This window comes from Rothia sp. HMSC067H10 (assembly GCF_001810635.1).
GTDB lineage: Bacteria > Actinomycetota > Actinomycetes > Actinomycetales > Micrococcaceae > Rothia > Rothia dentocariosa.
In genome coordinates, this window is the sequence record NZ_KV802317.1 from 723,204 (window position 1) to 736,598 (window position 13,395).

Genomic DNA, 13,395 nt, shown 5'->3' on the forward strand with positions numbered 1-13,395 from the left:
GTCTAAGTGATATCTCTTTGGATAGTTTACCCCCGCATTCATCCAAACCTAAACGTTAACTCGAAGAGTCGAGCCATTTTGTCGCTTTTCTATACTGACTTGGGCAGAAATACGCTCTTTCAGATCTTCAACGTGTGATATAAGTCCAATAACACGACCGTTCTCTCGAATATTCTCCAGCGTTTCCATTACAAGCTCCAGAGTCTGCGCATCGAGAGTTCCAAAACCTTCATCAATGAAAAGTGTCTCAATCTCTATACCACCGTTACGTGCTTGAACAACTTCGGCAAGGCCCAAGGCTAATGAAAGCGATGCGAGGAAAGACTCGCCGCCGGAAAGAGAACTCACCTCACGCTGGTCGTTATTCCAGTTATCCTCAACGCTAATACTCAGACCACCGCCAATACGCGCTCGTTTCTCTCGCTTGTCGCTGAGTACCAAACGGTAACGATTATCGCTCATACGCTGCAGATGCTCAGAAGCCACTTGCAAGACTTGCTCAAATTCACCGCCGAGCACATAGCTCACAAGATCTATCTGATGGTTTTTATCAGGATTGTCACCCCGAGCGATGCGCGCCAGCCCGGCGTAAAGATTGGCCTGTTCCACGGCATGGGCTGATTCCCCTTGCCGGTCTTGGTAGTCCTGAAACAGAGATTCTAAAGTTTCAATACCATTTGTACGAATACCCTCGCGTGTCATCAAAGTTTCATACTGTTGCTCAACGTTATCGCGTTCTTGCCGTATGCGGGTAAGTTCTTCTTGAGAAGGAGCCTTCTGTCCATGCTCAATAAGCGTGGCAACGGTACGCATGGCTGGTCGGTCAAGAGAGGCTTGAAGAGTGGCATGTTCTTCTCGATAAGCCGAAATAGCCTGCTCAAGATGCTGTTGCTGTGCCTCCGTGAGAACCGCCTGCTGAACCGCCTCGAAAGTCTCGAAAACCGACCGTTCCAGACTTTGCTGTGCCCGATGCGCGCTCTCTGCGGCGCTAATTGTGGCATCGTCAAGACGACGGCTTGCATCAACGGCGCGATGCGCCTGCTCCACGTAGCTCTCAAGCATGCGTACCCGGTCGGCAAAACTTATGGTAGCCACCACCTGACAAAGTTTTTTCTCAAGCTTTTTCAGGGTTTGCTGCTCACTCGCCTGCTGAGTCTGCAGTTGGGTTAAAGATGTACGTGCCCGGGTCTGCTCTTCCGAAATTTTCTGAAGTTCAAGCGTCTCTTTTTCCTGTTGATGCTGCGCTTCACGCTTGTGTTTTAAGGCTTCTTGAGCCTGGTTATAGATATTTTGTGCTTCTGTCACCTGACTCTGTGCTTCTTGAGAATCAGGCATGTGAGACTCGTTAAGTTGGTCCAAAACGGTCTGGGTTTGTGCCACGGAAGTAGCTGCTACCGATGCTTTCTGCTGCTCCCGGTGGGCACGTTCCTCGGCGGCATCAATCTCAGATTGTTCCACTAAGGTAATGCCGCTGACGCTGGGCTGGGCCGGTTGCGGATGCTCCCGAGAGCCGCACACCATGCAGGGCTGTCCTTCGTCCAGCTCCTCTGCAAGTGTGAAGGCGACCTGTTCTAAGCGCCGTTTTTGAAGCCTCGTGTACTCTTCCGATGCGGTAATAGATACCCGCTGAATTAGCTCATACGCCTGCACTGCCTGGTCGTGAGCAGTTTGCGCCTGCTCTAATTTTTCTGCATGGGCAGCGACTTCTTGCTGGGTCTTTTTCGCAGTTTCTAGGGCAAGTTGGGCTCGAGCGTAGTTCTGTTCAACATCGTGCAGGGAGCTTAGCCGCTTGCTAATATCACTGAGTTTTTGCTGGCTCTGGAGCTCGCGTTTCGCAATTCCTTCCACCGTCCGTTGCGCTTTCTCGGAGTCCCGCTTGAGCGCTGTAAGGGCTGCTTTTGCCTCTTCTAAAACTTGTTCATCATGCTGGTATACCCGAAGCTGCGCTATCACGCTTGGAGCTTGATTGAGAACCCGTTGAAGATCCTGCGCCGTGTCTATCCGGTACAGTGAAGCCTCAAGGTGCTCGGTGCAGTCCCCTAGGGCTTCTAGAGCTTGTGAGGCGCTGCTCCGAGCCATGTTCAGCGTATCCTGTGCGTGCTCGGCGGCGTGCTTCCGGCGTTCCTCATCACGACGAGAACGTTCCAGTTCAGCCTCCACAGGGGCTGCTGCCCGAGAGTTACTGAGCGTTCGGCACTGTTTCTTATGTTCCTCTTCCTGGGATTCGTGTCGCACCCATGCCGACTGCAGTTTCTCATATTCCGCCCAATCCTGTATTCGCTGGGCTATGTCCTGCTGTTGCGCGGCAAGTTTTTCACGTTTATCTTTGAGGTCGGTCAGGGCGTGCTCATCCTGCTGTTCTTGCCGGCGTACAGCGTGAAGATGCTCCGTGTACCACCCCTCGAAATCATGCCGTGCAGTCTCAAGATCGGTCGCTAGGTCAAGTTTGGTATATGCTTCAGGAACTTCGCGCTCCTGCGCATCAACGATATTTTTGTTGTCGTCAAGGTCTGTGCCGCTACGCGAAAGTCGTTCACATAGTTTTGTGTACGTCGTGACGGTCTGCTCAAGAGTCCTGTCTAAAGCATGTTTAATATCCTGTACAGCACGCTCACTAATCTGTTCTTTCTCTCGAAGCCTATTCATTACCTGTTCATAGGTATCAACCGGAAAAAGCTGTTTAAGCAACGGAATTCGGTCTTTACTGCGAGCTTTAAGAAAATCTGCGAACTGCCCCTGTGGTAAGAGCATAACCTTCAAGAATTGTTCTCGGTTGAGTCCTATAAGTTTTGTCAGGTAGTCCGCCGAGTCTGCCATGCCCTCCGCGGCTTTACGCCAGGATTGTTCATCCTGCGGGTCTCTGCCCGAGATAAGTTCAGAAACTAAAGCCTGCGGATTTTCGAGGGTGGGTGTTCCTTTATTTTTCCCGCGCGTTATGAGCCGACGATAGGCCGGGGTGCGGTCGATCCTTAGACGACGATTCTGTATGCTCAACTCCAGAAAAATATGGGGTTTTATTTCTCCAGGGGGCACATGGGTAGAGTACAAAGATCCTATATCACGCTCGGAAGAGGGCATTCCGTACAGTGCATAACAGATAGCGTCGAGTACGGTCGTTTTTCCCGACCCGGTGGGACCATTAAGAAGAAAAATACCGGCTTCGTTGAGGGCATCAAAGTCTATGACCTCTCGCTTGGGGTAGGCCATGAATGCTTCAAATTCTAGGCGATGAAAAATCATGCTGACCTCCCGCTGCTGATAACCTCATCAACAATATGTTCAAGGGCTCGGGTTTCTGCTGCCTCCAGCGGATGCGCCCGCACGGTAGCGTAAAATTCCTCGCACACATGCGCCGGGTTAGTGGTTTCGGTGATGCGCGGGCGGGCGTTCGCGCGCGGTTGTTGATGCAGAGGCTCAAAAACGAACGAGGCAATATTCTCATATCGTTTACGGAGCTCGTCGAGAGTACCTACCGGCTGCTTATCATCGCGCAGGATAATACGGCAAAAATACTCGGTTTCGTAGGGCGAGAATTCGTCGCTTTCCATCAGCTCATCGAAAGTTCCCGTCAGGGTCTTGAGGGGCAGCCGAGTGCGCCATTCATGAGATTCAATCTGCGCCTTCACGCACCCTTCGCGTGCTGTGAGGTTCAGTAAGTAGGCTCCGTTCTTATTAGCTTCTTCGCTGAAGGAAAAAGGTAGCGGCGAGCCGCTGTATCGTACACGATCCATCACCGGGTAGCGGCGATGAATATGTCCCAAGGCCGTGTAATCGAAGCCATTGAAGAGCATGGCTGGCACCCAGTCCACGCCGCCTACGCTGATATTTCGTTCCGAAGAAGAACGCACAGATTCATCGAAGTCACCATGCTCGCTCACGGTGGCATGGGTCATGACAATGGTGAAATCTGCGGGGTTCTCCCCTGCGTTCCGTTTCTCATTGTCTTCTCGAATTCGTGTGCAGACCTCTCCCAGCACGGCTGCATGGGTGGGCTCAACATCAAGCTGACGCCCATAATAACGTGGGTTTAGGTAGGGTATGGCGTAAATACGCACTCGTATATCGTCTCGGATAAGTTCTACCGGTTCAAATGTTTCCTTCAAAGTCGTCACAGGGTATATACCCTGCCTCGCTAAAGTACCTGCCCCATACCCTAACCTACGAGCGGAATCATGATTTCCCGCGCTCAGAACTACCTGAATTCCCGCGAGCGCCAGACGGTCTAAAGTCTTGCCAAGAAGCTCGGTGGTTTCGGCGCTGGGGTGGGCGCTATCGTACACGTCTCCGCTGATAAGGAGCACATCAATCTTTTCGGCAGTCGCATAGTCGATAAGTTCATCGATGAACCGTTGATGCCATTCGTGCAGGCTGTGCCGGTGGAAGGTACGCCCTAAATGCCAGTCGGAGGTGTGCAGAATCTTCATAGTTTTTAGTATTACATTGGGTGCTGGAACATGCACCCTGATTTCATCATGTACGTAACTTACGCCCGTACTTTGGCGTTATGGGGGTATGGGATAATGTGCGTTATGGGTGATTTTACTCGGGTGCCTCATATTTCTTCTCCAATGTATGCCGAACGCCTTCGGTCTGCCCTGATTGCGGGTACACTAGGCGATGCGCTCGGGTATCCTTTAGAGCTTCTGAGCGCCACCGAGATCGCGGAACGCCCGCAGAACATCGTAGCGGAAAATACCCCATTGGTCTTTAGCGATGACACCCAGCTGACCTGCTATACCGTTGATGCCCTGACCGAGGTTTTGGAATGGAACAACCAAGGAGCAGCTGCCGATGAAGCGGCATGTCTGTGGCTCGCCTATCTGCGCTGGTACCGAGGTATGGGTTTCGTTTTACCCGAGAACGCTCCTTATGCTCTGCCTCGTACCATCGATCATGGTACGTATATGACCCGAAAGGAAGGTCCAGGGAAAGCAACTCTGCGTGCTTTAGCAAGTGGAGAGATGCAGACCGCTACGCAGAACATTAATCCTGAGGGGCTAGGTTCTGGTGCTCTTGTACGGTCGGTTGCCTTCGGGTTTTTACCGGTGGAGCAGGAACGTACAGTTGTATCGTTGGCGGTACGTGGTGCGGCGCTTACGCATGGACATCCGGAGGCTCTGGTTTCTGCAGCGGCATATGCTCTGCTGGTTCGTGATGTTCTGGGTCGGGTAACTTCGGATCAGCCTTCACGATCTTCAGACATACTCGCCGCATCAGTAAAGACAATTATCGAGTGGTGCGGCACGGTGAGCACGGATGAGGTATTTCCTGGTGACGGTTCGCAGACCCGCTATGTTCTAGAGCAGGCGCTTCGTCTCGGGGGTGGGGAATATCCTGTAGAACCCTCTGCAGAAGCGGTAGCACAAGAGTTCGGCACTGATTGGACGGCTACGACGGTATTGGGGATCGCCGTGTGGGTGGCGCTCTACGCGGAGTCGCGCGCCCGCGCCTCCTCCGGTCTAGCCCGTCATATTTTGCTCGATGCTTACACGCAGGCCGTATCGGTAGATTCCGATTCGGATTCCATTGGGTCTGTGATGGGTTCTCTCGTGGCGCTTTGTTTTCAGCTCGGCAACTTGGTGGAGTCGCAGATAAAACGTGTTCGGGGTCTTGATGAAGTGCAGGCCGTTGCTGAGCGGTTTCTTGCTCAACTTGGACTATAGACTATATTTCACGCAAACAATCGGCGCGAAGCAGCTAGCCACAGGACCATTCAAAAAGGACTTTTGAAAAGTCCCGGTTTTTCAGCTGTTCGGGGGTGATCAGCCAGTTTGCGGTACCCATATCACCCCACATAATGTCACCGTCACCATCATTTTTTTGCTTCCTCGGAGGCGATGGTAAGCAGGTTAACCGTATATTCTTGCAGTTCTGGGTTGTTCTCGCGCGGGTCGCTCTGCACAAAGCTGGGGTACCCGCCAAGCTTATGGTACTCAGTGCTGTCGGTCAGGTCGTAGGCAATATTCTCCCCATCGTGCAGGCGGTCTATCTCGTAGACCTCGTTAATAGTCTGCTCTGGGTGTTTCTCGTTCCACCGGTGTACGAACCGGGCCTCAAATTCACGGCTTGTGTCGCTCAGGCTCTCATGTTTTTTCTTGAAAGTGAGCGCAAGCTCAGCCTCTGGCGGGTAGATAGGCCAATCTTCGCTCCGTGCTGCGGTGACTGCGGGGTGCCCCACAGGGGCGGCTTCACCCACCTGGGGGTAGTAAATAACCCGAATATTCGCCTGGTTGGCTATATCATTGGCGTTGAAGCCCCAGTTTTCATCGCCTTCTTCTTCGCCGGAATCAATCCAGAACTGAAGTATCCCGGTCTTGGGATAAAGCTCATTTTTAGGTAACTCAGCACAGTTAATCTGCGCGATCATCCCTAAGGGCTTCCCGCTTTCATTGGTGGGTGACTGAGCCCCGGCAGGCAGGTACGGGGCGCCGCCAAATTTCGAGGCAGTCACCGGCAGCGGTGCCTTGGCACCGGCTGTTTTAATACGGATTACTGGCTGCCGTGTGGCGGCAGTGATTTCTGCCGCGATTTTCCGTGCTTCTTTAGCTACTGTACGGCCCATAATATTTTCCTCCCAATACCTGACTTTCGTTTTCACCAGTCCTATTGATAGTTGCAGCTAGCCACAGGACCATCCAAAAAGGACTTCCGAGAAGTCTCGGTTCTTCAGCTGTTCCGGAGTTATCAGCCAGTTTGCAGTGCCCTGATCTCCCCAAACAGTAACAATTTTTTCAGCATCCTCAGAGAACATGGTGAGCAGGTTGATTGTGTAGTTATCGAGCCCATCATGCTCTTGACGCGGGTCCTGCTGGGTAAACTCTGGGTGTCCGCCAAGTTTGTGGTAACTTCTCTGATCTATGTCGCGGTAGAACGTCACGCTCGGGCGTTCCTCATCTGTGGGCGCGTATGCATCAACACCCGTGAAATCGCCGATAGGCTGCTGGGGGTATAGTTCATTCCATGACTCTACAAACCGGCTCTGGTAGACCCACCAATTCTGTGGGGTTATTCCTTCTGAGGCTTCTTCAAAGCTGAGTCCGATTTCCCATCCCTGATCCATGTGTACTGGCCAGGCCATAAATTCCATCTCGGTTTGTTTCTCTTGATCTGGCATAACAAGAGTGTGGGCACATGGGTTTGTTTCCTCAAGATTAGGATAATAGATCACGCGAGTATTGACCTGCGACACCGGGTTCTTCAGATCGACGCCCAGTCCCAAATCATCATACGGATCCAGCCAGAACTGAAGCATCCCAGTCTGCGGATAAGCCGTGTTCTGGGGCAGGTCGGCGCAGTTAATCTGCGCGACCATACCCAGCGGCCTACCGTTCTGGTTGGTGGGTGACTGAGCCCCGGCGGGCAGGTACGGCACTCCCCCAAATTTAGAGGCGGTCACCGGCACAGTTCCCTGAACTGCGTGAGGAATGACGCGCACGGTGGGTTTGCAATCCTCCTGCTGGCTCAGCCGATGATTAAGGTGCTTGACCCGCTCAAAAATAGTGCTCATGGTGTATTTTCTTTAGCAGCTATCCCACGAATAAAAGACCTCAGAGAAATCTAAATTCTTCAGTTGCTCTGGGGTAATCAGCCAGTTTGCCACTCCGGCATCGCCCCACATGATGGTTATGGTGTCACCTTCATACGCAGAGACAAGAGTGAGCAGATTAATCGTGTAGTCCTTCCATTCTTCATTGTCATCTCGGGGGTCCCAGTCGATATACTCGGGAACACCGCCCAGCTGGTGGTGATCAAGATCTTCGTAAAAGGTGCTCGCAAGGTCATCGCCTTCAAGCCCTGCAAGCTCATCAAGATCCCAAGGACTTTCAATCTGCTCCTGCGGGTAACGTTCATTCCACAACCGCGTAAATAACTGCCCGGTACTGTATTGTTTGAGTTTTAGCCCGGGCTCTAGGTTTTCAGGCTCGAAGCTCAGGGCGTATTCTCCGCCCAAAAGAGGCCATATAAAGCCATTATCCTCGGTAATGACTAGTTTATGAGCCTTCCTGTTCGCTTTTCCCAGCTTGGGATAGTAGATCACGCGATCATATCGTGATGAGGTGTAATCTTCCGTATCGGTCTCGGTCGGGCTAATCCAGAACTGCAGCAGCCCCTCCGCCGGGTAAATACTATTCGGTGGCAGGTCGGCGCAGTTAATCTGCGCAATCATGTGCAAAGGTTCACCGTCAACGTCTACGGGTCCGTCCTGGCCCTTGGGCAGGTACGGCACTCCCCCGATTTTGGAGGCGGTCACCGGCAATGTCTTGTACTTAGCGAATTCTGTATTGATACGCATTGCGGGAACTTGATGTCCCACATTCATCTCAGCCAGTAAAGCGCGAGCCCGTTCTAGTATCTCTGCCTGTTTATTCGTCACGCGTTCTCCTCGTTGGGTTGGGTGCCCAGTATTATATAAAGATGACTCACACCTTAGCATGAAGCATTATCTTTACACCCGGTCAGAGAAGATACACGCCGGAGAATTTTGTGTGTACAGCCAGCTGATCCTAAGTATTGGACCTTATGACCATTCGAAGAGAACCTTCGAGAAGTCTCGGTTCTTAAGCTGGTGCGAGGTCACCATCCAGTTTGCGGTTCCCATATCGCCCCACATAATGCCCTCATGGCTACCTGACTCCACCCGTGATATAAGCGTCAGCAGATTCACGGTGTACTGAGTAAGAGCCGCATCACCATCACGCGGATCGCGTTGCTCGAAGAGGGGGTAACCACCAATTTTGTGATGGGTATAGCTTTCGGGGGTGCCCGTCATATCGCGTAAAGTCTTGAGAGTGTCAGCACCGCCGTCGAACTTTCGAAGGTCCCAAATGCTCGCTATAAGCTGCTCGGGGTACATATCGTTCCAGATTCGAGTAAATTCCGAATGCGGGCGTCCGTCAAAAATCCATTCTTCATTACTCTGGGATTTGGCGATAAGACCATACCCATGACGTCCGCTGACCGGCCAATATAAGTCATCTTGAGGATTATTAACTATAAGTTCCGTTACGGCGGTACCGACCCCGGAGTCTGGCGCATCCAGAGTGGGATAATAGACAACTCGAGTTTTTTGTTGGCTGGTGGGATCGTCTAAGTTTAGCCCCCACAAGTCTTCGTGCGGATCAAGCCAGAACTGTAGGATTCCGGTTTCGGGGTAAATGTCGTTTGTGGGAAGCTCAGAACAATTAATCTGGGCAATAAGCCCCAAATTCTGTCCACTGCCGTTGGTCGGCGCCGCGGTACCAACCGGAACGTAGGGAACACCTCCAACCTTAGAAGCGGTCACTGGCAGAGGTTCTGATGTCTGCTGAGTGTCAAAGAAAATAACAGGCGATATCTGCTGTGCATTGATGCGGTCAATAACGTTCAGGGCTTGTTGTTCAAGAGCGGTCTTTTCAAGAATACTCACAGTATCGTCCCCTATCGGTGATGTGGATGTGGGATGCGGTTGTTGGTTGCATTTCCGGAAAAATGCGGGTTCGTTATCTTGTGGTAACCACTACTTCTAGGTAATCACAGATAAACACGCTATGCCATACCTTGCGTTCCGTGTCGTGTACCTGCAGGGTCGACTTTATACGCACGAACATGCCTCAGATTTGCGTTGTTTACCACCGCCTTGTTAGCGGGCCCTTCCAAGCCGCAACAGCGCGGTATTCAAGGCTGCGAGTTACGCTCTTTCACCCTCAAGATAGATTTCAGCAGGGGTGTTTTCTATTCGCATACTGCTTAATTGTATTAAGTGTTATACGTAAGTGCGCCCATCAGAAAGGTCTGATGGGCGCACTCAACACGTTACGACTAGGGGGTATTGTCTCTAGTCTAGATAGTCACGTAAAACCTGCGAACGCGAAGGGTGACGCAGTTTCGACATGGTCTTTGATTCGATCTGACGAATACGCTCACGCGTCACGCCATATACCTTGCCAATTTCGTCTAAAGTCTTCGGCTGCCCGTCGGTCATGCCGAATCGCATAGCAACCACGCCCGCTTCACGTTCGGAGAGCGTATCGAGCACCGAGTGCAGCTGCTCTTGGAGAAGAGTGAATGACACTGCGTCAGCCGGAACGACAGCCTCCGAATCCTCAATCAGGTCGCCGAACTCGGAATCGCCATCCTCACCCAGCGGCGTGTGCAGAGAAATAGGTTCGCGCCCGTACTTCTGCACCTCAATAACCTTTTCGGGAGCCATGTCCAGCTCTTTACCGAGCTCTTCGGGGGTGGGTTCACGCCCCAAATCCTGAAGCATCTGACGCTGCACACGGGCGAGCTTATTAATGACCTCAACCATGTGCACAGGAATACGAATAGTACGCGCCTGGTCCGCCATTGCACGGGTAATCGCCTGACGAATCCACCAGGTGGCGTAGGTGGAGAATTTAAAGCCCTTCGAGTAGTCGAATTTCTCGACCGCGCGAATCAGACCAAGATTACCTTCCTGAATAAGGTCAAGGAATAGCATTCCGCGGCCCGTATAGCGTTTAGCGAGTGAGACCACGAGGCGCAGGTTCGCCTCCAACAGGTGGTTCTTCGCACGCTTACCGTCATGGATCACCCAGCGCAGTTCCTTCTTGAGCTTCGGATCCATATCGGGGTTGTCGGCAAGCTTGTGCTCCGCATACAGACCAGCTTCAATGCGCATCGCAAGATCGACTTCCTGCTGCGCGTTCAGGAGCGAGACTTTACCGATCTGCTTCAGGTAGTCTTTCACAGGGTCAGCTGTTGCTCCGGGGGTAACGACGCGTTGAGCAGGCGCATCGTCATCATCGCTGGCGGTCAGCACGAAGCCAGAGCCTTTAGCTGCCACTTCTTCGGCAGCTTTCTTTTCTTCCTTTTTGGCAACGGCTTCTTCATCTTCGTCAGCGTCTTCGTGCTCTTCGCCGTCAACGTTCTCGGGATCTAGCTCGTCGTCAAGGTCAAGATCAAACTCGTCCTCATCGGTCTTCTTCTTACGTCCACCGGTTTTACGTTTAGTGGTTGTTTTACGCGCGCGCTTAGGCTTCTCTTCAGACACGGCCTCGGCAGTGGTTTCGACCGAGTCCTCTGCATCAGATTTTGCGTCTTCTTGAGTTTTGGCTGCTGCGCGTTTCTTAGCAGGCGCTTTTTTTGCAGGTTTGGATGTGGCTGCAGTTTTTTTAGTGCGGGTTGTCTTTTTGGGGGTTTCGGCTACAGTCTCTTCAGAGGTTTCACCGGTCGCGGTCTTCTTGCTGGTTGCAGGTGCCACAAGAACCCTTTCTAACTCGTGTTGGGGTGCTTTGTCTGCAAAACACCTAAGACCCTGTCAAGTCTTGCTCCTCACATTATTGGTGAAAGCAGGGCTGGCGGAATAAATATAACCGCTAGATACTGGGGATTATTCCCTGCGTTTTCACCTCATGAAGGCGCGCGCAAAAGCACAGACTTTACGGGGTCATCATCAAGTATGGCAGAATCTTATTTTCTTTCAAATAAGGCTCGCCTAGACAACCCTGTTTTATTCCCTGCAAACACAACGTTCGCTACCCTGCCTTGGGCTCAATCGTCTCTACCTTGGCGGCGGCTGCCTCGTGAGGCAATAGAGTACTGAAGTAAAGGTCGCCACGCCAACACCGCACGGGATCCGTAATCCAGAGCGGAAATACAGATTCTGATAGGGCCTGAAAAAGAGGCATATCTTCATCACAGTGAAGCCTAGCGATATCGGCGAGAATACCTGCATAGGTGTTTCCTCCACGTAGCCAATTTATCCAGGCTTGAAGAAGCCTCAGTCGACCATACTGTTCACCCGATTGAACCGCATGCACCAACAGATTACAGAGAACTTCGAGAGCGTTAAGACGGCTCCAGGCCGGTTTATAGTCCTTTGTTAGACCGCTTAGAAATTCCACCATCCGGTCTATCTTCGTTATGTGTTCTTCCGGTCTGGTCTCAGACGAGTCGCATGTGTCGTCTAAAATCTGCTGTTGAAGTATACGATGCGTACGCCGTATCCAGTCGTGCCAGCTCACGCGACCGTGCGCGATACCTCCGATACGGGGGCTTTCGCCCCGAAGAGTTTGATAAAAGGTCTCCGGCAGCATCGTGCGCCGACGAGTTGTTGGTTTGCCGTAACATAGCGGCTCCACCGGTTCGGATGCTCTTTCACCGCATGCGGCATGCATACAGTCATATCCGTCTAGTACCCCCAATGCTTCCGGCAGGTCTTTAGCCGCTTGGTACAGTATAAATTCTGGGGTTGCCTGGGTATTCATGCTGCACAGCAGATAGCCGGCTATTTCGGGCGATATCAGCGAACGTAACCGGTCCCCAAAACTTATGGCGTTATCGTGCGCTTCGGTGTTTTCAGGCGGATAGGTACGCATTACCCAGCGTACAGCCTCAAGGGCGCTTTCCCAGTAGCAGAGTTCAATACTTTTCTGACGGTAGTAGCCGGGATGTTCTAAAACAGTATGCCGACCCGTAGCTTGGTTAATTTCTTCTTCAAAGGTATGCATCCACAACAGACTTGCTTGTTCCCATTCTGTCACCTCATTCGTGGAGGCACTGGTTGCAGTATCCCAGAGGCATTGCGTATATGCAGACAGGGGTTCTGCGGATACTCGGCGTCCCTCATACACCCGATCGAGATAGTACGAGCTATGCATAATGTCTTCAATAGGGCCGCGGTAAGTGAGCGCAAGCTGGTTTTGATCAAGTGACCATCGCGATACGGACCCGCAGTACAGCACATCGTAAAGATCAAGATGAACATTGTTGCAAGCTGCGTAGAGTGTGGGCAGCCACTGGTTGAATGAGATTCCAGCGCGATTATCGATATACAAATCCGTATTGTGTAAGACAGTGCGTGTAGCAGGTGAAAGTTGCCGCTCTCGAGTTGCCGCATTGCCGCTAAAGATCAAAGCAAAGACCCCAGTAATGGGCTCGTACCCGTCAACGGTGGCGGGTACCAGATTCGCTAACGTATCAAAATATTGTTCTAGATCTTGTTGCTCATCAGGAAGATTAACGCGTATACACGGCCCTACAGCATGCTTCGTCACGCTTAAAAGCACCAGCGATTCTTGCGGCCAGTATCCAAACTGATGCAGCACGAGAGCTATCAAGTCTTCTTCGGTATGTAAGCTATAGGTTGTCGTTAGGTTACTCGTTGTTGTCATATCTTTACTATGGCAAGATTGCTCACCTTAAAAGTTCGCAGACCAACTAACCTGTGGATAACCCAGGTGCATTCGCTTCGTTAGGACACATATTTCGCTTCTGTGGATAAGAATTAGCTGTTTTCTATCCAAATATTACGATCCATACCCACACGAGCAACACAAGGCATATGTGACCCCTAAAAGTTTAGGGATGACCCACCATAGCTTGAATTTTCTATGTTGCGTGCACCCCTGAGTTAAACCATGGGATCTTTTGAGC

The 13,395-nt window shown here is 51.7% G+C and carries 8 protein-coding genes and 1 pseudogene; 1 reads left to right on the top strand and 8 read right to left on the bottom strand.

What is annotated here, in order from left to right; genetic code table 11:
* Positions 1-48 precede the first annotated feature (48 nt).
* Together HMPREF2756_RS10105 and HMPREF2756_RS10110 are read right to left on the bottom strand one after the other, a co-directional pair.
* A complete protein-coding gene (locus tag HMPREF2756_RS10105) occupies positions 49-3,240 on the bottom strand; it encodes an AAA family ATPase (RefSeq protein WP_070620851.1) in 3,192 nt (1,063 codons plus the stop codon).
* Positions 3,237-4,424: a metallophosphoesterase family protein gene (locus HMPREF2756_RS10110; protein WP_070620854.1), complete on the bottom strand. Its 1,188-nt coding sequence runs from the start codon at positions 4,422-4,424 to the stop codon at positions 3,237-3,239. The genes HMPREF2756_RS10105 and HMPREF2756_RS10110 overlap by 4 nt, the downstream gene beginning before the upstream one ends.
* A gap of 105 nt (positions 4,425-4,529) precedes the next feature.
* Here HMPREF2756_RS10110 and HMPREF2756_RS10115 point away from each other — a divergent pair, with 105 nt between their 5' ends.
* Positions 4,530-5,663 (top strand): ADP-ribosylglycohydrolase family protein, encoded by a 1,134-nt coding sequence (locus HMPREF2756_RS10115; protein ID WP_070620856.1) that lies wholly within the window; start codon positions 4,530-4,532, stop codon positions 5,661-5,663.
* Positions 5,664-5,697: 34 nt separating this feature from the next.
* On the opposite strand, the pseudogene HMPREF2756_RS10120 reads toward HMPREF2756_RS10115, so the two are convergent.
* From HMPREF2756_RS10120 to HMPREF2756_RS10145, 6 genes and pseudogenes are all read right to left on the bottom strand, one after another.
* Positions 5,698-6,562: pseudogene (locus HMPREF2756_RS10120) on the bottom strand (YwqG family protein).
* A gap of 57 nt (positions 6,563-6,619) precedes the next feature.
* Positions 6,620-7,507, bottom strand: a complete 888-nt coding sequence (locus HMPREF2756_RS10125; RefSeq protein WP_070620858.1) for a YwqG family protein — start codon at positions 7,505-7,507, stop codon at positions 6,620-6,622.
* 12 nt (positions 7,508-7,519) lie between these two features.
* Positions 7,520-8,374, bottom strand: a complete 855-nt coding sequence (locus HMPREF2756_RS10130) for a YwqG family protein (RefSeq protein WP_070620860.1) — start codon at positions 8,372-8,374, stop codon at positions 7,520-7,522.
* 144 nt (positions 8,375-8,518) lie between these two features.
* Complete coding sequence (locus tag HMPREF2756_RS10135; RefSeq protein WP_013399322.1) at positions 8,519-9,406, bottom strand: YwqG family protein; 888 nt, start codon at positions 9,404-9,406, stop codon at positions 8,519-8,521.
* Between the two features lie 408 nt (positions 9,407-9,814).
* The gene (locus HMPREF2756_RS10140) at positions 9,815-11,221 is read right to left on the bottom strand and encodes an RNA polymerase sigma factor (RefSeq protein ID WP_070620863.1); all 1,407 of its coding nucleotides are present in this window, start codon (positions 11,219-11,221) and stop codon (positions 9,815-9,817) included.
* A gap of 274 nt (positions 11,222-11,495) precedes the next feature.
* Positions 11,496-13,133, bottom strand: a complete 1,638-nt coding sequence (locus tag HMPREF2756_RS10145; protein ID WP_070620865.1) for a DUF4192 family protein — start codon at positions 13,131-13,133, stop codon at positions 11,496-11,498.
* Positions 13,134-13,395 lie beyond the last annotated feature (262 nt).

What these genes read in the sequence shown, in the direction of transcription:
- HMPREF2756_RS10110 (WP_070620854.1), bottom strand. Translation starts at nt 4,424, where the DNA reads ATGAAGATTCTGCACACCTCCGACTGGCATTTAGGGCGTACCTTCCAC.
- HMPREF2756_RS10125 (WP_070620858.1), bottom strand. Translation starts at nt 7,507, where the DNA reads ATGAGCACTATTTTTGAGCGGGTCAAGCACCTTAATCATCGGCTGAGC.
- HMPREF2756_RS10145 (WP_070620865.1), bottom strand. Translation starts at nt 13,133, where the DNA reads ATGACAACAACGAGTAACCTAACGACAACCTATAGCTTACATACCGAA.
- HMPREF2756_RS10105 (WP_070620851.1), bottom strand. Translation starts at nt 3,240, where the DNA reads ATGATTTTTCATCGCCTAGAATTTGAAGCATTCATGGCCTACCCCAAG.
- HMPREF2756_RS10115 (WP_070620856.1), top strand. Translation starts at nt 4,530, where the DNA reads ATGGGTGATTTTACTCGGGTGCCTCATATTTCTTCTCCAATGTATGCC.